General features: G+C 40.5%; 19 protein-coding genes. 12 read left to right on the forward strand and 7 right to left on the reverse strand.

What is annotated here, in order from left to right:
• Positions 1-98 precede the first annotated feature (98 nt).
• The 6 genes from AAGC65_RS09170 (at position 99) to AAGC65_RS09195 (ending at position 5688) form a co-directional block, all read left to right on the forward strand.
• The gene (locus AAGC65_RS09170; protein WP_343112142.1) at positions 99-1688 is read left to right on the forward strand and encodes a Na+/H+ antiporter; all 1590 of its coding nucleotides are present in this window, start codon (positions 99-101) and stop codon (positions 1686-1688) included.
• Positions 1689-1793: 105 nt separating this feature from the next.
• On the forward strand, positions 1794-2654 hold the full coding sequence (locus tag AAGC65_RS09175; protein ID WP_343112143.1) for an AraC family transcriptional regulator: 861 nt from the start codon (positions 1794-1796) through the stop codon (positions 2652-2654).
• Between the two features lie 94 nt (positions 2655-2748).
• Positions 2749-3177, forward strand: coding sequence for a nuclear transport factor 2 family protein (locus AAGC65_RS09180; RefSeq protein WP_343112144.1), 429 nt, complete (start codon positions 2749-2751; stop codon positions 3175-3177).
• 57 nt (positions 3178-3234) lie between these two features.
• Positions 3235-4104 (forward strand): MBL fold metallo-hydrolase, encoded by an 870-nt coding sequence (locus tag AAGC65_RS09185; protein ID WP_343112145.1) that lies wholly within the window; start codon positions 3235-3237, stop codon positions 4102-4104.
• 281 nt (positions 4105-4385) lie between these two features.
• On the forward strand, positions 4386-4538 hold the full coding sequence (locus AAGC65_RS09190) for a hypothetical protein (RefSeq protein WP_343112146.1): 153 nt from the start codon (positions 4386-4388) through the stop codon (positions 4536-4538).
• Between the two features lie 163 nt (positions 4539-4701).
• A complete protein-coding gene (locus AAGC65_RS09195) occupies positions 4702-5688 on the forward strand; it encodes an alpha/beta hydrolase (RefSeq protein ID WP_343112147.1) in 987 nt (328 codons plus the stop codon).
• An 83-nt stretch (positions 5689-5771) separates the two neighbouring features.
• On the opposite strand, the gene AAGC65_RS09200 is transcribed toward AAGC65_RS09195, so the two are convergent.
• Positions 5772-7079 carry an alkaline phosphatase family protein gene (locus tag AAGC65_RS09200; protein WP_343112148.1) on the reverse strand — a complete coding sequence of 436 codons (1308 nt, stop codon included), beginning with the start codon at positions 7077-7079 and terminating at the stop codon, positions 5772-5774.
• A 210-nt stretch (positions 7080-7289) separates the two neighbouring features.
• Between AAGC65_RS09200 and AAGC65_RS09205 the strand changes: the two genes are divergently transcribed.
• From AAGC65_RS09205 to AAGC65_RS09230, 6 genes are all read left to right on the forward strand, one after another.
• Positions 7290-8180: a bestrophin family ion channel gene (locus tag AAGC65_RS09205; RefSeq protein WP_343112149.1), complete on the forward strand. Its 891-nt coding sequence runs from the start codon at positions 7290-7292 to the stop codon at positions 8178-8180.
• Between the two features lie 425 nt (positions 8181-8605).
• Complete coding sequence (locus AAGC65_RS09210; protein ID WP_343112150.1) at positions 8606-9367, forward strand: helix-turn-helix transcriptional regulator; 762 nt, start codon at positions 8606-8608, stop codon at positions 9365-9367.
• Between the two features lie 279 nt (positions 9368-9646).
• Positions 9647-14917: an OmpL47-type beta-barrel domain-containing protein gene (locus tag AAGC65_RS09215; RefSeq protein ID WP_343112151.1), complete on the forward strand. Its 5271-nt coding sequence runs from the start codon at positions 9647-9649 to the stop codon at positions 14915-14917.
• Positions 14918-15537: 620 nt separating this feature from the next.
• On the forward strand, positions 15538-16200 hold the full coding sequence (locus AAGC65_RS09220; RefSeq protein ID WP_343112152.1) for a head GIN domain-containing protein: 663 nt from the start codon (positions 15538-15540) through the stop codon (positions 16198-16200).
• A 107-nt stretch (positions 16201-16307) separates the two neighbouring features.
• A complete protein-coding gene (locus AAGC65_RS09225) occupies positions 16308-17090 on the forward strand; it encodes a MerR family transcriptional regulator (protein ID WP_343112153.1) in 783 nt (260 codons plus the stop codon).
• Entirely contained in the window at positions 17091-17816 is a 726-nt protein-coding gene (locus AAGC65_RS09230) for an alpha/beta fold hydrolase (RefSeq protein ID WP_343112154.1), read from the forward strand.
• A 51-nt stretch (positions 17817-17867) separates the two neighbouring features.
• Here the strand turns inward: AAGC65_RS09230 and AAGC65_RS09235 are convergent, their stop codons facing one another.
• From AAGC65_RS09235 to AAGC65_RS09260, 6 genes are all read right to left on the reverse strand, one after another.
• Positions 17868-18407: a DUF697 domain-containing protein gene (locus AAGC65_RS09235; RefSeq protein WP_343112155.1), complete on the reverse strand. Its 540-nt coding sequence runs from the start codon at positions 18405-18407 to the stop codon at positions 17868-17870.
• A gap of 374 nt (positions 18408-18781) precedes the next feature.
• Complete coding sequence (locus AAGC65_RS09240) at positions 18782-19513, reverse strand: prohibitin family protein (protein ID WP_343112156.1); 732 nt, start codon at positions 19511-19513, stop codon at positions 18782-18784.
• 98 nt (positions 19514-19611) lie between these two features.
• Entirely contained in the window at positions 19612-21252 is a 1641-nt protein-coding gene (locus AAGC65_RS09245) for a cyclic peptide export ABC transporter (RefSeq protein ID WP_343112157.1), read from the reverse strand.
• Positions 21253-21319: 67 nt separating this feature from the next.
• A complete protein-coding gene (locus tag AAGC65_RS09250; protein WP_343112158.1) occupies positions 21320-22318 on the reverse strand; it encodes an alpha/beta hydrolase-fold protein in 999 nt (332 codons plus the stop codon).
• A 217-nt stretch (positions 22319-22535) separates the two neighbouring features.
• Positions 22536-23312 (reverse strand): 4'-phosphopantetheinyl transferase superfamily protein, encoded by a 777-nt coding sequence (locus AAGC65_RS09255; RefSeq protein ID WP_343112159.1) that lies wholly within the window; start codon positions 23310-23312, stop codon positions 22536-22538.
• A 16-nt stretch (positions 23313-23328) separates the two neighbouring features.
• Positions 23329-26000, reverse strand: a 2672-nt coding sequence (locus AAGC65_RS09260) for an amino acid adenylation domain-containing protein (RefSeq protein ID WP_343112160.1), incomplete at its 5' end; no start/stop codon positions are given.

Genomic DNA, 26000 nt, shown 5'->3' on the forward strand with positions numbered 1-26000 from the left:
TAATATCACATGTTAAAAACCAGGCTGTCATATAACAAAACAGTCTGGTTTTTAAAACTTTGAAGATTGAATAAAGGTCAATTTTAAAAATTAAAAACATGCTTCAAGATCACCTGCTTATCATATTGTCATTACTGTTTGTAACATCTATGCTGGCGTTGCTAAGCGAACGGGCCAGGATCTCTTATCCTATATTGCTGGTGATCGCAGGCTTACTAATCAGTTTTATACCCGGCATACCGGTAATTAAAATGGATCCGGAGATTATCTTCATGGTTTTTATGCCACCTTTACTTTATTCGGCCGCATGGTATACCTCCTGGGCAGAGTTTTGGCGACTTAAGCGCCCTATCGGGCTATTGGCCTTTGGCCTGGTTATTTTCACCGCTACCGCGGTGGCCTTTTTTTCGCATTGGCTTATTCCTGGTTTTTCATTGGCCCTTGGCTTTTTGCTGGGCGGTATCATCTCGCCACCTGATGCTGTAGCCGCGTCTTCTGTTTTCCAAAATCTGAAAGTACCTAAACAAGTTGTTTCGATCTTGGAGGGCGAAAGTCTCATTAACGATGCTTCCAGTTTAATTGTATTCAGGTTTGCATTGGCAGCTATGTTTACCGGGCAGTTTGTATTTGCAGATGCTATTACCAGCTTCTTCTCTGTAGTTTTTTTTGGGGTACTTATCGGTTTGGTTATCGCGCATATTGTTTATGCCATTCATCGTTTTTTGCCTACTACGCCAGGTATTGATACCGCATTAACCCTCATATCACCTTACCTGATGTATTTAACGGCCGAACATTTCCATTCTTCAGGTGTACTCGCGGTAGTAAGCGGTGGTCTTTTTTTATCCTTTCGATCTTCTGATATTTTTTCCTATAGCTCACGGTTACAGGGCAACACGGTTTGGGACGTCTTGGTTTTCCTGCTAAACGGCGTAGTATTTATTATGATCGGTTTACAGTTGCCTGATGTTATCAGGGGTATTGGTAGCTACTCCATTATAAATTGTATCTTTTTTGCTGTTGCTATAAGCCTGCTTACCATCGTGATCCGTATCATATGGGTATTTCCCGCCGCTTACCTACCACTGTTGCTTAGCCGAAAAACTTCAAAACCAAAGGAAGCTGTAAGCTGGAAAACTGTATTTGTAGTGGCCTGGAGCGGTATGCGGGGCGTTATGTCGCTGGCCTCGGCGCTGGCTGTGCCGTTAACTCTGGCAAATGGAAACGCTTTCCCGCATCGCAGTCTGATATTGTTCATTACGTTTGTAGTGATCTTGTTTACGTTGATACTACAAGGGCTTAGCTTGCCTTTTATCCTGAAAGTGATGAAGCTTCAGGTTGCAGATGACGATAGTGAGCAGGAAAACCAGATCACCTACCGGCTGGCCAATACTGTAGTTGATTATTTGCAAACAAATTGCCAGCAGGAGCTTATTGATAACCCCGTATTCCGCAGGGTTAAAGAAAAATTTGAGCGTATCTCAGAAATTGCCGATAAAGAACTCACCAACAGCCTTGAACCCATACCTGAATTTTCAAAAACAAACCAGGAAATGCTGCTGGAAATTATTGAAGTAAGGCGAACTGAGCTGAAACACATGCAGCGTCACCAGGAATTTACCGACGAACTGATTCGCGCTAAAGAGCACGAACTTGACCTGGAAGAAGCCAGCGTCAGAAAGTCATAAATTAAAAGCCAACTCCGGAAATAATTATCACGCTTTACTTGCCATACTCCAATGGCAAGGCCTGTAAACTACAACCCAAACTTTTAAGTAAAATACACACAACTAATGAAAGAACTACTTTCAATAGCCGGGGAATATTTACTCGGGTTGAAAAAAACAAACACCGATCTGTTAAGCATCCCGATACAGTTTCCTGAATACACCATTTTATTCATACCCGAAGGTGAGGGTATATACCACGCCGACTTTGGTAGCTTTAATTTCAAAGGGCCGGTTATTCTATTTTCGACGCCTTTGCAGCTTATTTATATTGAGCAAAGCAAGCCAACACCGGTATCTATGTTACAGTTTCATACCGATTTTTATTGTATTGAATACCACAGAACCGAGGTGGCTTGTAATGGTTCACTGTTTAGCAATATTCATAATCAGCCATTTATAAATTTAACCGAAAAGGATGTGCAAGGATTTGAGCATCTGTTGAACGACATTGCCGAGGAATTTAAACAAGAAATCCCTTCTGAAATAGTACTCGGGGCGTATCTGGAGCTTTTTCTGGCTAAATCAAGCAGTATCAGGGCAAAATCAATTGACGATGCTGATAAGCCAAAGGAGAAGGATGATCAGATGGAACACTTCAGGCAGCTTTTAGATGAACACTACCTTACGCTGCACAAACCGAATGATTATGCACAGCTCCTGTCTATGTCGCCCAATAATTTTTCCAAACGCAGCAGCCGGTATTTCAAAAAAACACCTACTCAGCTTATACATGAAAGGATAGTTCTCGAGGCAAAAAAACAACTTCATTTAACCCGTCAAAGTATCAAAGAAATAGCTTACGCTTTGAAATTTGAAGATGAATTTTATTTCAGCCGCTTTTTTAAAAAGATAACCAAAATATCGCCGCAAGCCTTTCGGGCTAAAACCGATATGTCTGTCATGGCAGATTTGTCCAAGCAATAGCCCAGATCGTCCATGTTTGGAGATAGCCTGTCACTGTACTTTTGATTCAACAAAACAATACAAACAGCTATAACAATTTTTAAAAATAACTACCATGAACTCATCAAATCAAAGCAACAGTTTCCCTACCGAAGAAGTAAAATTAAACATTGCCAATACATTTCTTACTGCATTAAAAAGTAATGATTGGGATACCATACGGTCAATAATAGCACCAGAAGCTACATGGACATTACCCGGCACAAGTACGCTTTCAGGTCTGGCCGATGGAGTTGATGCTATCATCCGCCGTGCCCAGGGTCTAAAGGCCTTTGGCGTTATGTTTCAATTAAAACATATTTTATATGGCAGGAGTGGTGTTACACTATCACTTCATAATACCTCAAGCAGAGGCGAACTTATACTGGACGAACAAGTGGCCATTGTATGTGAAATTAATGATGGTAAGATCATTTCAATGGTTACATACCTTTCTGATGTTGAAGGTATCAACAATTTCTTCATCCCAGGCATCATTGATTAATCTAACCTATTTAACAACAATTATACTTTATAATCTCTTACCTTAAAACCTTTCAAAATGAAAAATATTAAAAGCCTTTTGGCTCTTCTACTAGTTTTAGTTTTCCAGATTTCATATGCTCAAAGCCGTAAAACAATGCAATGGATAGGCGGACCAACTTACGTATTACATCTGGGTAGCTTTAAAATACTCACAGATCCTATGCTGAGCCCTAAAGGCGATTCTGCTTTTATAATTAAACAACACCCTACCACCGGGGTTATGGGTGCACCTATTACCAGATTGATTGCCCCGGCACCTTTTGATATGGCTAATATAGATATGTTACTGATCAGCCATCCCCACCAGGATCATATCGATAAGCAAGCTATCGAGAAACTGGATAAAGGCATACATCTGGTTGGCCCGGAAGCGAATCACGCTGCCTTTGAGGGATGGGGCTTTAAAGACATTAATGGTTTGAACTGGGGTGACAGCACCACAATGAAAAAAGGAAATGAAAGCCTGAAGATCATCGCGGTAAAAGCTGTTCACGCAGCTAATGACCCCTTACGTACTGCTTTAGGAAAAGGTAATGGCTATATCATTGAGTACCGTAACGGCCAGGAGCTTTACCGTATTTACTGGACTGGTGATACCGTATGGTTTAATGAGTTGGATGGCTACACCAGATACGGAAAAATTGATTTGCTGATACCGGATATGGGCGCTGTGGGTTCAGACGGAAACCTGGGTCGCAGAGGATTAAACTCAGTTGATTGTTTACACATTGCCAATGTAGTGAACCCTGGTAAAATTATTCCGGTGCATCACTCTACTTTTTCTATGTATGTAGAACCAATATCTGTTTTAAAACTAACTCTGTCTACTACCAAGTTTCGCGATAGTCTGCATATCCCAAAAACAGGTGAGACTGTAAAACTTTAATAACCATTGCCATTTTAAAAAAGAAACAGCTTCCAAATTGGAAGCTGTTTCTTTTTTAACGTACTCTGAACCTTTAGCGCTTCGCCATTTCTTCATTAAAGGTTAAGTAGGTTTTGGGTTAGTCTTTTTAATTGTTTACAGTATATAATAGCTATTAAAACAACATATTAAACAATTAATAATCAATCGGTTATTAAAAATTACATTAAGAAATCTATTTCTTAATATTTATTAAGAACCTCCTGACTTTTCCGTAATAATTTTGAAGAAACAAAACAGCTATGAATACATTATTTGCAAAAATAGCAGCAGTCAACCCCAAGGTGGTAATTCCGCTGATACCCCAAATTGCTTTTGCCATTGGCATGTTTTCGTGTTCCGAACAACTATCAGATGAATGGCTGGGGGGGTATGATACGCCTTCCATAAATTAGCTTTAAACTTAAAATATTTTCAGAAGACAATCATTTAAATCTTTTGAAAGTAAAATTTCTTAATATTCGTTTAAAAAACAACAACTACGACAACAACTTTAGCACAGATATAAATATCAGTTACTATTTTTGGTAACACTATTTATATAAAACTAATACTACTATGGCACAAACACAGGAAAGACCATATCAGGGTCAAGACGATCCTTGGATAGCTACCGGAATCAGACCATTTTTAAAAGCATTGAACACATCAGGTGGTAAGCCACTTGAAGAACTTAGCCCCGCTGATGCCCGTCAGGTATTAATTGGCGCACAAGCATCCGTAAGTTTTGACTATTCAGACATTGACGAAACAGAGCGTACCATTTCGCAAAACGGATATGATGTAAAAATCTACATCGCCAAACCTAAAGGTGTAAAAGAAAATGCTCCGGTATTCATCTTTATTCACGGAGGTGGCTGGGTTCTTGGTGACTACCCTACTCACAGAAGGTTGGTTAGAGACCTGGTGGTTGAAAGCGGCGCTGTTGCAGTATTCCCGGATTACACCCTATCACCAGAAACCCAATACCCTACAGCAATCAATGAGATATATGCAGCTACACAGTGGGTAGCAGACCACGGTGCAGAAATAGGTGTTGACGGGAAAAACCTGGCGGTAGTTGGTAATAGCGTTGGCGGTAACATGACAGCTGTTACAGCATTAATGGCTAAAGATAAAAAAGGCCCGCACATTAAGTTACAAGTAATGTTATGGCCGGTAACCGATGCCAGTTTTGATACAGAATCATATGCCCTTTTCGCTAATGGCCGCTTTTTATCAAAAAACCTGATGAAATGGTTTTGGGACAATTACCTGCCCGATGCAGCTAAGAGAAAAGAGATCTATGCCTCTCCTTTACAGGCTACTATTGATCAGTTAAAAGGTTTACCCCCTGCTCTGATTCAAACAGCCGAAAACGATGTATTAAGAGATGAAGGTGAAGCTTATGCACGCAAGCTTGATGAAGCCGGCGTACCCGTTACACTTACACGCTATGGCAGCCTAATACATGATTACGGAATGTTAAATCCTATTGCTGAAATACCATCAATTAAAGTAGCTATACAACAAGCAGCTTTAGTTATCAAGAACAGCTTGAAATAATACAATTCCTGCAATAATAAAACAGGCCAACAGCAATAACTGTTGGCCTGTTTTATTTTAAAAGCGTCAGAACGCATCTTCAATTATTGTAATAATCCTGCCGGTATTTTTCCATCTACTTTCGGGAACGGAATACCCAGAAGTTTCACCATTATCGGCGTCATATCGCGCAAGTTCATTTCTTCTATTACAGCACCTTTGCGAATACCCGGGCCATGAGCTATGAGGCCGGTGCGGATATTTTTTGTATCAGGGAAATGCCCGTGCGTACCACCCTTACCAGGCTTTACCGCAACACCCATATTGGCATTACCGAATGAAGCATCATGCTCCGCCGTAATAGCAAAAGCAACATTTGGATTATAACCGCCTTTACTCAATTGTTCTTTGCTAATGATGCGGTAATATTGTTTCACGCTGTCGGGCTGTGCTTCCAGTATCGCTTTTACTTTATTGGCGCTGGCTTTATCAGCAGGATCTTTCAGATACAGGTAAGCAGAGCCGCCAACCGCGTTAAATTGCGCTTTCCAGTCGCCCGTTTTCAAATCGGTGATCAATCCGGCTTCTTTCAGCCATACATTAGGCGAGATAGATTCCTTAACATCATAAAACCCATGATCGCCCCCTACCAATAATACCGTATTTTCCCATATGCCTGCTGCTTTCAGGGCATCAACTATAATACCTACAGCGGCATCCGCGTCAGCCACTGCTTCCTGTACACGTGTTCCGGTACGACCCGAAGCATGCTCAGCACCATCAACAGAAAACACGTGAATGGTCATTAGTTCGGGTTTGCTTTTCTTTATTACATAAGCTGCAATCTTGGCTATATTTTGGTTTTTTCCTGCATCTATCTTGTCAACGCCGCCAAACACTTCTTTTTTCACTTCAGCATAAAAACCCTGTGGTAAAGAAGATTGCTCGCGAACCCCATCACCAAGGCCGCCAATATCTGGAATGTTATAATCTACCGGGGCACCGGCAGATACAGGCCAGTAAAGCGAAGCTACAGTCATGCCTTTTGCTTTAGCCGCTTTCCAGATGGTTGGTGCATGAATAGAACTATCCTGCCAGTAAGGCTGTTGCGGTGCTCCATCGGGAGTAAATATGTTATTAAAAAATATGCCATGCTTTACAGGTTGCACACCGGTAACAATGGTGGTATGTGATGGATAGGTCATGGAAGGGAATACGCTGTTTACACCTTTAGCATAAGCCCCGTCATTCATCAAGGCATGCAGGTTAGGCGTTTTCCACTCGCTGTCAAGGTAAAAATCCGGGCGAAACCCATCAATGGTAATAAAGATAACGTGCTTGGCCGTCTGCGCCATTAGCTGCCCTGTTGTTAAAAACAAGGCCAGGAGTGCAATTGATAATTGTTTTTTCATAGTTATTGTCATCCGCTCTCGCGGGGTTTATGTTGATCTGTGATCAGGAATAATGAGCCGGGCAAAGTTGTCCGTAATTATGTTAACTTTTTATGATATTATAGTTAACGTAATTATTCCGATTTACGAATTGGCTTCAAATCTTCTAATAAAACCTCATTCAACATAATAATAACTACAGATATTCAATAAAAATTAATAATTTCAAACATGCTGCTTAATAAAAGACTATCTATATTTTACTTCATCAACCAAATCAAGTTGGATGTAATTGCCATTGCTATTTATGCTGTATTAGCCGGAACATTTGATCATTTTTGGATTTTAAAATCGGTGAGCATTCCTTTGGCTGTATCTTCGTTTGTTGGTACGCTGCTCGCGCTCCTGCTTGCCTTTCGTACTTCTCAATCTTATGAACGCTGGTGGGAAGCCAGAACAGTATGGGGCGCTATTGTAAACGATAGCCGGACGTTGATCAGGCAGGTGCAGCAGTTTCTTCCGAATAATGAATCAGGCCAAACCTATATCCGTGTGTTCACTAATCAGCAAATAATATGGTGCCATGCCTTATCGCAAAGCCTGCGCAAACTGCCTTTTTCCGGTGTTGTTGCAGAATATGTTCAGCAAAATGATATAAATACATTAAACCTCCCGAATTATTTGCTCAGCCGCCATACCCAGCTGTTGGCTAAAGCCACGGAGGAGTTTAACATTGATCCTAACAGACAGGTACAAATTGATGCCACTATCACAAAGCTTTGTGATTCAATGGGTAGATGCGAGCGCATTAAGAATACAGTGTTTCCCCGCTCTTATAGTGTAATGCTTCATTTTATTATCTATGTGCTGATGACCATTTTACCATTTGGCCTGGAGGATAATTCAAAGTTTGTAGAAGTCGCGCTCACCTTTGTTATTCCGGTATTGTTTATTTGTATTGAGCGCACAGCAATATTGATGCAGGATCCCTTTGAGAACAAACCAACTGATACGCCAACAACAACCTTGAGCAGGACCATTGAAAGCAACTTACGGGAAATGACGAATGGAACTGTTGTGCCACCTACGCCGGCACAACCAGAATCTTATTATCTTATGTAAGATTTAATCAAGGTGGTAACCTAAAAAAGCAGCCGGTAGCTCCGGCTGCTTTTTTAGATGTCGTTCAATGGTTAATTCCGGGATGTTGGTTGTTGCTTTTTGTTTATTAAGTTCTTTACCAGGATAAAAATCGCGAAGATGAAAACTATTATATAAACAATTGCTAATCCTGTTTTCTCAAACTTTAAATTTTCAAAGTCAAATTGCTTGAACAATGTTACACCTAAAATTATTGCAATAACACTAAAAGTGAATATTATCGCCTTGTTTCTTTCCATATCTTTTGTTGTTTTATTATTATTCAAAGGATGTTTCGTCTACTTTAATTGATCAATCTAAGCCTATACCTTTACGAAACTCCGGATTAAATGAATTATCGCTCCTACACTTGCGTGTAGATTTGTATTTTAGTGCTTAACCACATTATGGATACTAAAGATTTTTCGAGCCTGCTCACCAGGAGCAAGATCAAACCAACTTCGGCTACTGAACATGCACAATTAGATAATTATCTGGAAGTGATCAGATCCTTTTCGCGGTTGACTTACGAAAGCGTTTATGTTATCGATTATGAAAAAATGGGGTTTGAATACGTTTCAGAAAATCCCCTGTTTTTATGCGGGTATTCAGCTGAAGAAGTATTGACGATGGGTTACGAGTTCTATTTCAAAAATGTTCCTGAAATTGATCTGCAATTGCTGACCATTATCAATAACGCCGGATTTGATTTTTACGACAAACTGCCGCCGGGCGACCGGATGCTGTATGGCATCACCTACGATTTCCACCTGACCCGTAAAGACGGCAAACAACTACTTATTAATCACAAACTTACACCGCTATTTCTTAACGCAGATAAAAAAGTATGGAAGGCCATGTGTATCGTATCCATATCACATCAAAAAAAGGCCGGTAATGTTTATATCTATAAACAAGGTAGCCCGGACAGGTGGGAACTGGATATAACAAATGGTTTTTGGCGCAAATCACTAAAACCTCAACTTAGTAAAAGAGAGTTAGAAATATTGCATTTGCACGCCCGTGGATTTTCTATAAATGAAATTGCGGAAATGCTTTTTGTTGTTCCTGATACAGTTAAATACTATCGAAGACGAATATTTGAAAGGTTACAGGTTAGTAATATGGCGGAAGCGCTTCATTACGCTATTGACAGTAAAATGATCTGATTCATTAATGATCTAATGCTTGTGGGATGATCCTTATACCCCATCACAGAACCTTAATAATGCAGGTCTGCAAGCCTCTGCATATTAACCTTTAAGCTATAGAATTTATTTTTAGTGAACTATTATTCACACTGTTATACAATTTCGGTACAGTTTTTTATGCTATAATTCAGAGCCAATTCATTTTGTTAGTTTTAATGAACTTTATCACATAGCAATAACAAAATGTCCCTGATTTTTAAGCGGTTAATTAAATTGCAAATAGTATTTGCATTACTTATGCTAACCTGTCCTGGCGTTGCACTGGCCGGACTTAACAAAGCAGAAAAAACTGATCCCTTTACTCCTGTATCTATAGCTTTTTTACCTTCAACCGCTACAGCACCGGCTGGCTATACCCCCGATAACGGTTTGGCTTATAATTCCTCCAGAGGCTTTGGGTGGATAGATCCAACCACAAAGGCGCCAAAGGATATGACCCTCAATATGGCTATCAGAACACTGAGTGCCGATCAACGCCTTCGAGGTTTAGCACAAATGCAGGCCACCACCAAGGGCATGACTCCCGGAAATTGGGAATATGCACTACCAAATGGCACCTACCGGGTAACAGTTGGTGTTGGCGATGATAATTATATAGATAGCGACCACCAGATAAATGCTGAAGGTATGCCGGTGATATCAGATTTCATCTCATTGAGTAGTAAAAAACATCTCATTGGCGTAGCCGTGATACAGGTAACAGATGGCAAACTTACTATTGACGCTACCGGTGGTACTAATAGCAAAATAGACTTTATTACTATCACCGCTGCCGATCCCATAGCCGATGCGGTAGCACCTACTGTGGGCTTAAGATTAGCGGGAACTGTTAAACTGTCTGGTGCATATGACGGCCAGGCACAGATAATACTTAGCAGTTTTGATGCTGCATCGGGGCTTACCTCATTACAGTATTCTATAAACGATGGGGCGTATACCAATTACCAGCCTCCGTTTGTCATCAATACACCCGGTAATTACAATATAAAAGCAAAAGCTACCGATGCCAATAATAATTCTATAGAAACCAGCACTACCAGTTTTACAATAGCACCAGCCGGGTTTAAAACAGTCAATATTGCTTTTATACCTTCTACAGCAGCTGTTCCAACTGGCTTTACAGCCGATAATGGTAAGGCTTACGATGCCACTAAAGGTTACGGCTGGATAGATCCAACAACCAAAGCACCTAAAGATATGACGCTCAACATGGCTGTAAGAACTTTAAGTGCCGACAAAAAACTGCTTGGCGTAGCCTCATTACAAGCCACTACCAAGGGCCAATCGCCGGGTAACTGGGAATATGCTTTGCCTAATGGAACTTACCGGGTAACTGTAGGCTCGGGTGATGATAACTATTACGACAGCGATCACCAGCTTAATGCAGAAGGCTTTCCGGTAGTGTCAGATTATGTACCATCAAGCTCAAAAAAGCACCTGACCGGCGTAGCTGTTGTACAGGTAACCGATGGTAAATTAACTATTGATCCAACTGGTGGTACAAATACTAAATTAAACTACATTACTATCGCCGCCGCAGATCCGATAGCTGACGCTGTAGCACCAACTGCCAGTTTACGGTTAGTTGGAACGATTAAAGCTTCAGGCGCATATGATGGCCAGGCCCAGTTAATAGTTAGCGCCAATGATGCCGGATCGGGGCTTACCTCATTACAGTATTCTATAAACAATGGCGCTTACACCAACTACCTGGTTCCGTTTAATATCACCACACCAGGCGATTATAGTGTAACCGTAAAAGCTGTTGATGCCAATAATAACCAGTTGGTAACCAGCCCCACCAGTTTTACCATAGTGCCGGCTGGGTTTAAAACAGTCAATATTGCCTTTATCCCTTCTACAGCAGCCGTTCCAACTGGCTTTACAGCCGATAATGGTAAGGCTTATGATACCACTAAAGGTTATGGCTGGATAGATCCAACTACCAAAGCGCCTAAGGATATGACGCTTAACATGGCTGTAAGAACTTTAAGTGCCGACAAAAAATTGCTTGGTGTAGCTTCGTTACAAGCGACTACCAAAGGCCAATCGCCGGGTAACTGGGAATATGCACTACCTAATGGAACCTACCGGGTAACTGTAGGCTCAGGTGATGATAACTATTACGACAGCGATCACCAGCTTAATGCAGAAGGCTTTCCGGTAGTGTCAGATTATGTACCATCGAGCTCAAAGAAACACCTGACCGGCGTGGCCGTTGTGCAGGTAACTGATGGCAAATTGACCATCGATCCGACAGGTGGTACCAATACTAAATTAAACTACATAACCATTGCAGCTGCCGATCCAATAGCTGACGCGGTAGCGCCTACCGCCAGTGTAAGATTAGCGGGAACGCAAAAAATTTCTGGTGCATATGATGGTCAAGCCCAGGTAATACTGAGTGCAAATGATGCCGGATCTGGTCTTACTTCATTACAGTATGCTATCAATAACGGCACCTATACCAATTACCTTGCTCCATTTAATATAACCACACCCGGTAATTATAGCGTTACCGTTAAAGCTGTGGATGCCAATAATAACCAACTAATAACCAGCGCTACCAATTTTACTATAGCACCGGCCGGGTTTAAAACAGTCAATATCGCTTTTATCCCTTCTACAGCAGCCGTTCCAACCGGTTTTACAGCTGATAACGGGCTGGCTTATGATGTCACTAAGGGTTATGGATGGATTGACCCTACTACCAAGGCACCTAAGGACATGACCCTTAACATGGCCATACGGACTTTAAGTACCGACAAAAAGCTGCTTGGCGTTGCTTCGTTACAAGCAACTACCAAAGGACAATCACCAGGCAATTGGGAGTATGCGTTGCCAAACGGCAAATACAGGGTAACTATCGGCACTGGCGATGACAACTACTACGACAGCGATCACCAGCTAAATGCGGAAGGCTTCCCTGTAGTGTCGGACTTTGTGCCATCAAGCGCGAAGAAACATCTGACTGGTGTGGCCGTAGTACAGGTTACCGACGGTAAGTTAACTATCGATCCAACAGGTGGTACAAATACTAAATTAAACTACATAACTATTGCAGCGGCCGACTCGGTTAAGGATACCACATCGCCAACAGCAGGTATGCGATTAGCAGGCGTACTTACCTCTACAGGAGCATACGACACACAGGCACAGGTTTTTCTCAACGCTAATGATGCCGGAACGGGTCTTACCACATTGCAGTACTCCTTAAACAACGCGGCATTTGTAAATTATACAACGCCTTTCACCATTACAACACCCGGAAATTATAGTATGGTTGTAAAAGCTGTTGACGCTAATAACAATCAAACCACTATAAACCCCACAGCCTTTGTAGTTGCGCCCGAAAATTTGAAAGGCTCATACATGTATGTTCAAAACATGGACGGGTTTCCGGCAAATGACAGGCTTTTATTTTCGTTGATACAGCAACCCTGGCGTCGTACAGACCCGGATACTACACCTTATAACGCCAACCATGATAGGGTAAAACTCCGGATAAATAACAAGGGGATAGGGAAATTGAAAATATCAGGGTTAACCTTATCAAACACAGCATCGTGGAAGATCGTATCAATAGGAACGGATACCACGGCGACTTTGCCTGTAAGAATATTTCCGGAAAATTTTGTAGACATCACCATTCAATTTAAAGCCAAAGATGCCGGATCAAGATTGGCTATCCTGAATGATACACTAACTGTATTAAGTTCTGATAGTATAGCGCCTGTAAAGAAAATAAAGCTTGTGGGGCTATGGCAAATAGCGGGTGAAAGTACGAACGAACCTTATGCCCAGCAGGTAATTACTGCTTTTGGTTTTACAAGTGTAGTGGGATATGGGCATGATGATAATGGTAATCGCGGAACTACAAGGGTACCGAGTTCGAGTGAGGTAATCCAGTCTTATTTTGTTATTGCCGATCCGAGTAAGCCGGTAACAGTTAGGCAAATGGTTGCCTATCATGGCTGCTGCGCTGCCACGGAATCATTTAAATATTTCGTGAAGGGATCTACCAAACTAACTACCTTGTTCACGCATAATCCTTTGGATGGACAATCTGTCTTGCCGCGGCTGCAGGGATCAACAACTGCACTTGCGCAAGGTTCTTTTACACCAACAGGTTCATTCGGAATACAGATCGGATCATCGTCATCAGACCGGACAAAAAACTTTCAGGGGCTGATAGGTATACGCTTCCTGAAAGCGATGGATGCTAACGGGAATATTATACCAAACGCATACTTCCTGGATTGCGATTATCTGGGTACACCATTTACCAATTATGATTATCAGGATAACATATACTATGTAGAAAATATAAAACCAGAATCTGGTTCGCTTCATTATTCAGACCTGGCGGCATTGCCAACCTCCGACATAAACTTTGGCGCTGCCATGACTGGGACTACTACTACCGTTCCGATAACGTTAAAGAACATGGGAATAACCTATCCTGATTCGACAACTGATTCGCCGATTACCATCAAAAGCGTACAAATATCAGGACCTGACGCTGCTGAGTTTGCTATGGGTACACTAAAAACGAATAACCTGGCCATACAAGCCAGCACCCCGTTAAATGTTAAGTTTGTACCAAGCACTGTGGGCATTAAAAACGCGGTGTTATTAGTTAATTATAATAGTGCCGCTTCTCCACTCCGCATTCCATTGTATGGCATAGGAAATAATGCATTATCAACTGTTGGATTAGTAAAAAGGATAAAGGGCGGCGCTGATGTTGCTATGACCATAGCGGGCAAAGTTTACGAGGCTGATAAACCGTACCGGCAGGGTTCTATTAAATTAGATCAGCAGACAGTTCCTTCACCTATTTTAGCAACAGATATTGATTCATTATACCAAACTTATTTATCGGCAGCAGCAGACCTGGCCGAGACACGATATGCGATTCCCATGCCGAATGGCGATTATATGGTACGGATGCACTTTACTGAAAACTATTGGACATCTGCCGGACAGCGCGTGTTTAGCATCAACATGGAAAACCAGCCGGTCTTAACCAATTTTGACATCTTTGGCGAAGTGGGATACAGAAGTGCCATAGTTAAGGACTTTAAAACTACAGTTACCGATGGATCATTGGATATTAAATTCGACCCGACGGCTAACCGGGTTGGTATCTGTGGTATCGAAATATTCCAGACGAATACCGGGCAGCCAACGTTAGCAGTAACGCAGCAAAATCGCCTCCTTGACCAACAAGGGGCAAATACGCCGAAAAAAATAACTGTATACCCGAATCCGAATTTAGGAAGCAATTTTTCGGTTAAAATAGATGGTTTTAGCAAAAATGATAACGTAACACTGACGGTTACCAGCATGATGGGCAGACTACAGCAAACGCAAAAAATCATGACCGATAGCAATGGTTCCGCAGTAGTTTCAATAGCATTAAATAATACTTTAGGTAAAGGAATTTATATCATAAACACTCATTCTTCATCGGGAACTACGGATACGAAATTTTTGGTTCAGTAACTTGGCTGATAAAAACCACCATTATTATAGATATTAATAATCAAATCAGAGTTCCTGTTTTGCTTTCTATTATGCCTTTTTCAATAAGCTCTTGTAGGCCCTAAAAGTAGTGCCCGGAGAATTTTGACCAATGGCCGCGCCATCAAAATACCGACAAATGTTAACAACCTACTGAAGCCTGATTATTTGCGTAATACCCAACACAAACATTCAACTTGGAAATAGCGACCAGAATGGGATGCTTATTTTAAGATGCTGGGCGATATTGATTCAATTGCTTTAGCCTACCAACTTTCAGCGTTATGTTAAGCTAAAATTAACTATCTGAAATAGATAATTAATAAAGGAAATCATATTATTGGACCATATCGATCTGTTCCCAATGTGAACAGATCGATATTGCGTTACACTAAATATATCCTCTTCCGGTTTTCGCACACAATAATGTTTTTTTTGTTTAACGAAATGATATTAACGTAGTCTATCAGCACTTCCAGACCATCATCCTATGCGTTGCAAATGGACTCGATTAAAAATCTATCCATTAAATATTATTTACTATTGATATTTATCATAAACAAGCTTACCTTTATATAATAATAACCTTAAACCACTATCATATGACAACATCACAAATCGCTCCTTCTACGGAGCCTATTATTTCAAAAAGTTATCCGGAGTCTGGCTTTACATCAATTGCTAATAAAATTGATGGCGACATTGACTTTAAACAAGAAAGCCCCTTTAGTATTGTTGTATCAGCACAACAGTTTATACTTGACATCATTATTGTACAGGTAACTGATTCCCAATTGGTCATCAGTTATTCTCGCCCAGCCCCGCCTCATTTGCCAGTAAGCATAGCAATTTCTGCACCCGAGATAAACGGGATTTCAGTATTCAGCTCAGGTAATTTTAGTTCAAGCCAGGCTATTGAATCTAACGATCTTAATTTGATGCAAAGTGGCTCCGGGGATATATCACTGGCCAGTTATACAGGTCAGACTTTAGAAGCAAAAATAAATAGCAGTGGTGATATCGCTATAAATGGTGGTTCTGTATCATCAGATGACCTAACCGTAAGCGGCTCAGGTGATATGCTTCTGTCTAATCTGAGTTCACAAGATGCCACCTTAAAAATATCAGCATCAGGTGATATTAAGGTAAATGTTACCAATACTCTCAATATTAAAATTTCGGGTTCCGGCGATGTATATTACAGCGGCACCCCTACCGTAACCTCCAAAATAACCGGTTCGGGTAAAGTAATTCACGTTAAATAAATTCTGTTTTGTCAAAGGAAATGCTTCGGGTAATTGGCTTACACCAACTACCTGAAGCATTTGCATTAATAACATTCATGATCAAAATTAAACCCTGAATTACCAACATGTTTGGAGCATCATTCCTAAAAAACAATGTGGAGAACATCTTCAAGGTTTTTGGCATTTGCGATAAAATATTTAATCCTGTACTTACCGTAAATGATCTGTGTATTTCTTACCGAACCATTAACAGTTGGGAAACGAGCGGACTCATGCTCAGAGAGCGTTCAAATAGCCGCAATTGGCATAAATTCTCCTTTGTAGACTTTGTTTGGCTCAATATTGTTTATGAACTACGGCAATTGGGATTCCCACTTATCAAAATAAAAAAGCTTAAAGATTATCTGAATGAAAAAATCGATGAACAAACGCTTTTTGAAGTTAAACGGCGTGAAGCCCGAATCTCTTTAAATAGTGTTACTCTTGATCGATTAGTACTGTTGCTTGCCGAGATATTGCATAATAAAAACCACATCGCATTGCTTTGTAATAAAGAAGGCGGTGTTTATATCTATAATGAGCAATTGATAAAAGAAGAACGGTCAGGTATCGATTTCGGGCAACTCGAATTTAATAATTTCGTATCGATATCGTTTACTGATATCATCATTAAATATCTCAGCAAAACCCGTATAGAGATTATTCAGGAAACCGGCATTATAAATCCAATGTTTTTCGAAATTCTGATAAAGCTTAGGGAGAATACCATACAGGGCCTTATTCTTCAGCTAAGCGAAGAGAAAAGTGTACAAATAGATTCAGGATTATTTGGTAAGTATAATGACTTTATGAGCGCCTGTTTACGATTGATGCTGACGATAAAATTCGAGATAGCTACTGTTATTTAAATGTATAGACCAAATCGGGACAAAACATTACTACTGGCATTACCGTATGCGGGAGCTAACAGCTATTGTTACAGTTTTTTAGCTCCACTACTTCCGCCCAATATTTTGTTTGAAACATTAGAGTATCCCGGCAGAGGAGACCTGGGACATCTGTCGCTGGTTAATCACATGCAAGTCCTGGTGGATAACCTCATTGATCAGTATCGCGCATTGGTGAATGATTTGTCTCCCGGCAAAGTGGTGCTCTATGGGCATAGCATTGGTGCTGTAGTAGGGCTTGCCATGCTACACACATCGGTTAGCCAAAAAGAACTATTATACCCATACAAAGCCATATTTTCGGGGCATGGGGCACCAGCGTTAACATCTAAAAAAGCACTTGTAAAACTATCCGACGAAGCTTTAATTAATTATTTTCAAAATATTGGGAGTTTATCCAAAGAGGTAGCTGCAGAAAAGGACCTGATGGATTATATATTACCTATTTTACGAAACGACCTGGAGCTCTATGAATCAACCGACAGCTACTATCGGGAAAAGCTACATCTACCCCTTGTCATTATCAATGGGAACCGTGACGAAATTTTGCAGCAGCATATTCAAAGCTGGAAGGAAGAAACCCTGGGGCATACTTCTTTTTATGAACTTGAAGGACATCATCTTTTTATTAGCCAATATCCTTTCCGGTTTTCACGCCTGATTACTACCGTTATAAACAATGATTAAATAAAAAAGACGGGGAATAAATCACCCGTCTTTCTCTTATTTTATTAAAAACTATTTGGTTTTTGTTGCTAATGAAGCCCTTTTAGTTTTTACAAGTGATGTATAATAATCCTTTGATTTTACGGGATCAAAATCAAGCAATGTACCTCCTGACTCAAAGTGTAAAATAAAAATTTTACCTAATGCCCAGGTAGATGCTGCCGCGAAACCAGGGAGAGCAAGAATAGATGTAATACCGCCTACCAGAGGGATACTGCGTAAAAGCGCCTTGCCGATACCGTGCCCTAATGCAGTTGAAGCGTATGCTCCGGTAAGGGTTGAAATAACCGATTTTCCCCAGTTTGAACTAAATCTAAAATCGTATATCTCGCCAATTTTTTTCAGCATTGTCAGTTGTATCGCGCTAATAGCGGCAATATCTGCCAGCGGCATCGGAATAATACCTGCAGCACCTGTCCAAAGCATATAATTTTGTACTACTGCTTCTGCCTTAATTTGTTCTTCACTGGCGCCGTCAGTTCTCAGGTCTGCTACCTTTTCACCAAGAACTTCTTTGTCATCATCCAGGACATTGTTTTTTTCTGTACTCATAGTAAGATTTTTAAAGTTTAATCAAATTTACCTTTGCCGCTTCAGGGTAGCAAGAATAATTGCGTGTATTTGACCATATTATACAGAGCTGTATGATTTATATAGCTAATCCGGCTTACCCATAATTCTACCCTTCAGCTTTGGGTTTATTCAATGGTTCTTTAAATAATATAAGTAGTATAATCATCAACAAAGGTGTAATAATAAGGCTTAAGATAAAGCATCCCCAAAATCCAATCCGGGTTTTACTGCCCAGGAAACCACATATAGCGGCCAAAATGAGATATGATAAAATAACGATCATTTTTTCTTTTTTTAGAATTAATTATTTTGTTATTTATTATTAATTATAACTGTGCCAATTATATGCCTGATCATTGCCCCGAAACCACTAATGGATTTTTTGAGCCGTTGGGCACTACAACAGTCTTGGCATTAGACGATCTTGACAATTTATCCAAAGCTTCAATTTGCTTAAATTGAAGATATCTGTCAGATAAACCTTTACCGATGGTCTCTTCGGATATTTTTATGGCCTGTGCCTCTATTGTTTTTATTGTTTTTTCTTTTTGGGCAATAGTGATCTTAAAGTCGTATTCTTTGGCGAGTTGCTCTTCCCGCAGCTTATTTTCAATGGATTCGGTAACTTTAGGAGGTAGCTTGATATCCAGGATAAGGACATCTGAAATTCTTATATGCCCTTGTGATACCCTGCGTAGTGAATTCTCATTTGCTTCAATTTTCAGCTGCGCAAGTCTGGATGAATAAATCTCCTCTGGTTTCATACCCGATACCCGCTCCCTTACCGCATACAATACTTCCGGCTTTACAAAAACGCTCAGATAATCCGCACCAAACCTTTTGAAAATAACAGGAAGACTGTCTTTTATGGGATAATATCTATAATTTACTCTTACCCTTACGTTCACTCCATCCTTTACCAGCACTGAAAGCGTGTCGTTAACGGCCTGCTCCCTTACACTGAATTGATAACTGGTATCCCAGGGACAAATAAAATATACCCCTTCTCCATAAGTTGTTTTTTTATCAATTCCACCATAAAATGGTTTAAATACGATGGAGGCCTTTCCAGGCCCATTGATCATTACTATCTGATTATAGTAAATTACTACAACTAGTAATATTACGAGCAGTGTGATGATTATATTAATTTTTCTTTGACTCACTATACTAAAATTTATTGTCAGACTGTAAATTCATTAAATTGGCCATACTCCATTTTATAGATTATATCAGCCCTGTCAAAGTATTGGTCATCATGTGTTATGGCGATAACGGTTTTACCTTGTGCCTTGAACTCTGCCATGAGCTCATTATAAAAATATTTCCTAAACTCCGGATCCTGATCAGCCGCCCATTCATCAAATACAAGCACACTCTTATTTTCGAGCATCGCAGCAATCATGGCCAGTCTTTTCCGCTGCCCGGTTGATAAATTAAGTTGAGTAAATGAGCCATTTTTATAGCCTGTTTTTTCAGAAAGCTGCATTTGCTTGAGCATTTGCAGTACGCTTTTCTCATTTACATCCTTTACACCATATAATTCTGAAAACAGGAAGAAATCCGCAAAAATAACACCAAATAACTCCCTGTATTCCTGAACATTAACCTCACCAACCATCTGTTGATCAACATAAATTTCCCCTTGATCAGGCTGGTACAAACCGGTCATTAACCGTACAAGTGTAGATTTTCCGCTACCGTTCCCCCCTACAATAAAAATGGTACTTCCTTTCTTTATTTCCAGGTTAATTGGGCCAATGCCAAATTGCTCCTTACCCTGTGAATCATAATAACCAAAGCGTAAATGGTTTAACCGGATAGTTTCAAAACCTTCAAATATTCCATTAACCTCTTTATTTTCCGCAGAGCCAAAGGCATTTTCTTTAAGACGTTCTTCAATCTGGTTAAGATTAAAAACGGCTACTGTCGCCCGGTTTACAATATCAAATGTTCCAACAGCCTCCCCCAACGGTATAATTATAAATAATATGGTAGGTGTTATCTTGGCAAGATCTTTTAATACATGACCATCAATTACCGGAACTATAAAGACCATTGCTCCCAATAGGGCATAAAAAAATGCCTGCGCGAAAACAAAGTAGAATGATAATTTTGCCGATGTGACAATCTTTTTGTCCTTTAATTCCTGAGAAACGGATTGTAGCCTTCCGTCGAAAAGATTTTTCTTTTTTTCCTGGTGAAGTTTTATCTCTTTAAATCCACCGGTCACCTCATCCAGCTTTTCAAAGTAAACGGTTTCCAATGCGGTTGCTTCGCTAATTTCACCCTGTATTCTATTACTGCTGACAAAATAGTTGGATATGGCTATTGACAGCATTATAATAGTAATGATCAACGCGGTTAAATTGATAAAGCCCAAATATATAATGGCGAAGAACACCAGTATTGCTGCCTGAACCCCATTAGCTATCAATGAGGCGGAGCCGCTGATCTCGTTAGTATCTTTAGTCAGCCGGGTATAGATCTCAGCCCTTCCAAGTTCTTCAAATTCTTGTAATTCGGTATTGATCATATATTTCACAATCCGTTCCCTGACGTTAAATACCACGGTCTCGGCAAAAACAGCAGTAAGCTTTTGAGCCCTGCTTTTGGTGATAACGTAAATAAGGAAAACGATTGTAAATACAAGTATTAGCTTTACATTATAAGAATGCTCTACGATTTTTGAAGTGGAGTAGTTGATAACGGCTAAAAGTGCAGCATTAGCTAAACCAGATATGGCTGTCATTGCCAAAATGGTTTTGTATGATTCATCTTTTGATTCCCGCTTGATAAAATTTAATAGAATCTGGTTATCCATAGATATTTTTTGTTCCGCCTATGTGTTATTGTTCTTCAGTATTGGTCATTGGTCAAACCAGGTTTGGTTAGTCGATTTGCTGGAAAATAAAACGCAGGCCTGTAGAATAGGCTATAGAGCCTACGGAAAGATGAGTTTCGTTAGGAAACATGATACTGTTAAGATGTAGGTTGGTAAAATGCAGATCAAGCAGCTTATTGGACAATATCTTCCAATTATCAATCATATGAAAGGTATCAGCAGTCGTATTTGGCTGTTCAAGACTTCCTACCGACATAAAAACCCTCGCGTTTAAATCATTGTGCTTTGCTTTAAATTCATCAAAGTATTTAAAGATAACACGGTTACCATAATACAAAGAGGGACTGCCAATGATATAATTCTGGAAGGATTGAGGTTGGTTAAAAAGAGCATAAAGGCCAAATAAGCCTCCAAGGGAAAGGCCAACATAAGTTGCAGGGCCAGAGGCATGAAAGCGATTTTTAATCATGGGTTTAAGTTCCTCATTAATAAACTGAAGAAAATAAGATGCTCCTCCGGTTTTCGTAGGGATGGATGGATCCTCAACAGGAGTTAAATCCCAATACCGTTGCACCGCCCATTGCATGGTACTTTTATAGCCAATACCAACCACAAAGGCATCCGGAATATATGGCTGAACATCATTGCTTTTTTGCAATACCCCCAGCAGCAAGTCCCGACGCTTAACGGGCAGTACACCTTTGCTATTTTGCCCGTTCTGGCTGTCCTGTCCCATTTGCAATACCTGTAATATCTGTGTAAGTGATGCGAAGCTAAAATTGGCATCTGTTAAGTAGATTACCGGATAATTTTTAGTACTATCAGCGTTATATCCCTGCGGAAAAAGGATTGATATTCGGAGAGTATCGCCGGTAAGTTTTGAATACATATCTATTACCGCAGAGTTCGGTATTCTTGCCTCCGGATATTTATCGATAGTCGATGTATTTCCTTGATCTTTTTTTTGAGCTATGGCATAGCTTGCCAATAGCAGGCTAATTAAGCATAGTACGAGCTTTCTTAAGTGATAGTTGATAAGGGTCATGGTTTTTTGTATAAAAATACTTAATATTTACTTATTTTTTAATAAATGATTGCTTTCACTGGTTTATTTTTTATAATAGGTATATCTTTATAAGTTCCCAGACCGCATAATAGCATGATCTTATAAATATTATCAACATCTATTTTTTTAATTATTTTAGTTCGAATCGGAATTTAATAAGCAGAAACATGCAAATAAAGTTCTCATTAATCTCTCTCTAAATAGCTGTAAACGATTTGTCCCATACCGGATGCCCGCTGTAATACTCTCTCAGAAAACTGCGAGCGTCAAAAAACATCACCTCATTAATGAGGTTTGTACACGATACACTACCAATGTAACTTTTCCGGGGCTCAAATCCGTACACCTGTACATGCTGTTCCGTTATACTTTCTGCAACAGTGTATGTACCATCCAATGATGGTACATACTGCATGTTATCATCTATGCCTTTACCAGTAAATTTAACGATCGCCTCCTTCATCGTCCATAATTTATAGAAACCTACATAACCTGTATCACCTATAAAATCTATTTCGCGCCGGTTAAAGCAAATATTAAATACATCTTCATATTGATAGTCGGGATCCACTTTTTCTACGTCTACGCCTACAGCTGAATAAGCGATAGCCGCCAAAGTCAGATCGCCAGAATGAGAGATATTATATTGCAAAGTCTTACTACAGGATTCAATGTCAGGCTTTTGAGTTGTTCCTGTAGTTATGACCACATCTGCAACATCCAGATCAAGATAGTCGGCAATTAGTAATTTCACTAATGCCCTTGATTTCATAAAACGTGATCTATCCGCTTCCTGATGATACGATACGGCTCTTGCTATTTCTGCCGGAGTTAACACGGATATTATTTTTTCATTATCAACTAACGGTAACCACAAAGACCATACATGTACGGCTTGCCGGGTAAGTGGTGGAAGTAAAGATGGCGACTCTGGTATAACAGGCCCTATAAATTTACATACTACAACAGGCATATCTAAGTTAAGTTTATTACTTTATTTCCAGACTATCTGATTCTATACTTTGCAGAGTCGATAAAGCAGCCCTTCTGTTAAGTTTTCCGGATAACAGGTAGCTATTTATCACCTCGTTTTTTGTCGAAAGGATATTAAGATGGTTGCAATCAAGTGCTATCACCTCCACATTCTCTGCCGCCAGATCTACATTATTAGCCTCTGTATATCCCAAAGCCCCTAAAGTCAAATCAGCATTTCCGGATTCTCCACTTTGCATTACCTTTTGAGTAGCCTTGAATAAAGTTACTTGTGTATGGCTCAGGTTACAACTTATCGGGGAGGAAGCCAATTGCTGATCGCTCTGGAAAGCGGCAATCACATTGGCAATGTGCTCATCACTATAATTATTCTCTTTAAGCATGTGCAATAAATGATCCGGATCTTCCTTATTGTAATTATCATTTTCGCCGGCATCGTTAAAATAACTCAGATAAGTATCTAACAGAATAACCTTAATATGGGTATAACCCCGGATTTCCAGTATGGCTGCCATTTCCAGCGCGATTTGCCCGCCTAAAGACCATCCTAATAAATAGATCGTTTCTTTAAACGAAAAGCCCTTTTCATAGCTTGACAAATAATGGCTGGCCAGTTGATTTAGGTTACCTATTTGATTTGTATTGAGCAGATTGTAATTATCTATCCCTATGCAATTATACATACCTGCCAGCTGCTCTGCCATACCCTGGTAAACTTCAGAGCCCGCTGTTGCCGGATGTATCAAAATAAGATCAGGCAAAACCGAATCATAGTGCTGACTGTAAGCTTTTACCAAATCCTCATAAGCGTCAGTTTTGTCCTGAAGCATAGTCAAAATGCCTGCAATCGACTTATACTTAAAAACATCGGAAACTTTGACCTTGGCATTTAATGCCTCACTCATCCGGTACGATACCTGAATGGCCAGGATGGAATTCCCTCCTATTTTGAAGAAATTGTCTGTAATGCCTATTTTTTTCAGTCCCAATACCTCCTGCCATATGCCAGCCAGCATTTCCTCTGTTGGTGTTGCAGGTGAAACATATTCATTGTTTGGTGCCGTCAGTACCGGTTCCGGCAAACGGTGCCGGTCCACTTTTCCATTCGTCGTTAACGGGATAGCTTCAAGGGGTACAAATACCGCCGGTATCATATACTCAGGCAATGAAAGCGCCAGTGCTGCAGCAATTGCATCCTGATCATGATTAAGCTCACCCTGGTTTGGTACATAATAGGCAACCAGATATTTGATATTATCCGTTTGAGTTTTTGTTGATTTTACCAATACACAGCATTGTTTAATAAACTTGAGCGCCAGTATCGCATTTTCTATTTCCCCCAATTCTATTCTATAACCGCGAATCTTAACCTGGTCATCATTTCTTCCGAGGTATTCTATATAGCCATTAGCAAGCCAACGCACCATATCGCCGGTTTTGTAAAGACGTGTATAACCATTTGCTTTGTCTTCCGGAGTAGCAAAAGGATTCTGCACAAAACGTTCTGCTGTCAGTTCTTCCCGGTTAAGGTAGCCCCGCGCTACACCCGCGCCTCCCAGATATAGCTCACCAATAATACCCACCGGCACCGGAACCATAGCCTGGTTTAATATATAAGCTTTCGTACCATTGATTTTGGGGCCGTTTAAATGGTTGGTATTAAATGAAAACAATGCGGTTATGGTAGTTTCCGTAGGGCCATATTCATTGATAATTGTAAAGCCTCCAAGGTTATATTTATCAAATGTTGCTTTTGATAAATACTCTCCTCCAAATACTACTCTTTTTACCGATGAGAGTTTGTGCGGATCAATTGTATTCAGATAAGATGGGGTTGAATGAATATGGGTAATGCCGTTATCTTTAATATAATTTTCCAAATTATGACTATCTGTCAAAGCATGCTGACTCACTATAAACAGCACGCCGCCGGAAACAAGGGCTAATCCCATTTGCTCAACAAACGCATCAAAAACATAATTTGATAGGAGCAGAAACCTGTCATCAGCCGTGATACCATATTGCTCCGTTAAGCTGATCAATAGATTTACCACACTATGATGTTCAATCATTACACCTTTAGGTTTGCCGGTTGTGCCCGAAGTGTAAATGACGTAGGCCAGGTCGCCCGGGCTACTCAAACTTCCCGGGTTACTCTTCTGTTCGGTAACATACAACTCCGCGTCCTGATCTATCAGAACCACCTTATCTTCCGGCAGCCGTACCTGACCTTGTTCCACCAGCTTCCGCTGCGTCAGCAACAATTCCACGCCCGTGTCTTCCAGGTAATAATCCAGCCTGTCCTGCGGAGATCCGATATCCAGCGGTACATACGCCCCGCCCGCCTTCAACACCCCAAGGATCCCGATCACCAGCTCCAATCCACGGTCTACATACAATCCCACCAGCGTCCCTGCCGAAAACTCCAATCCTACACGGCTTGCATATTCCGCACGGATATATCGCGATAACTGGTTGCTCTTCTCATTCAGCTCCCGGTAGCTCAGCCGCTTTCCTTCGTAAACCACCGCTACCGCATCCGGTGTCCGGGCTGCCTGTTCCTCAAACAGCCTGCTCAGCGTGGCTCCCGTATCATAAGCTCGCCCCGTCTCGTTTCGTCCGTAAACCAGTTCCTCGTATTCTGCATCCCGCAAAAGGCTCACCTCAC

The sequence above is a fragment of the Mucilaginibacter sp. genome (assembly GCF_039207105.1).
Taxonomy (GTDB): Bacteria; Bacteroidota; Bacteroidia; order Sphingobacteriales; family Sphingobacteriaceae; genus Mucilaginibacter.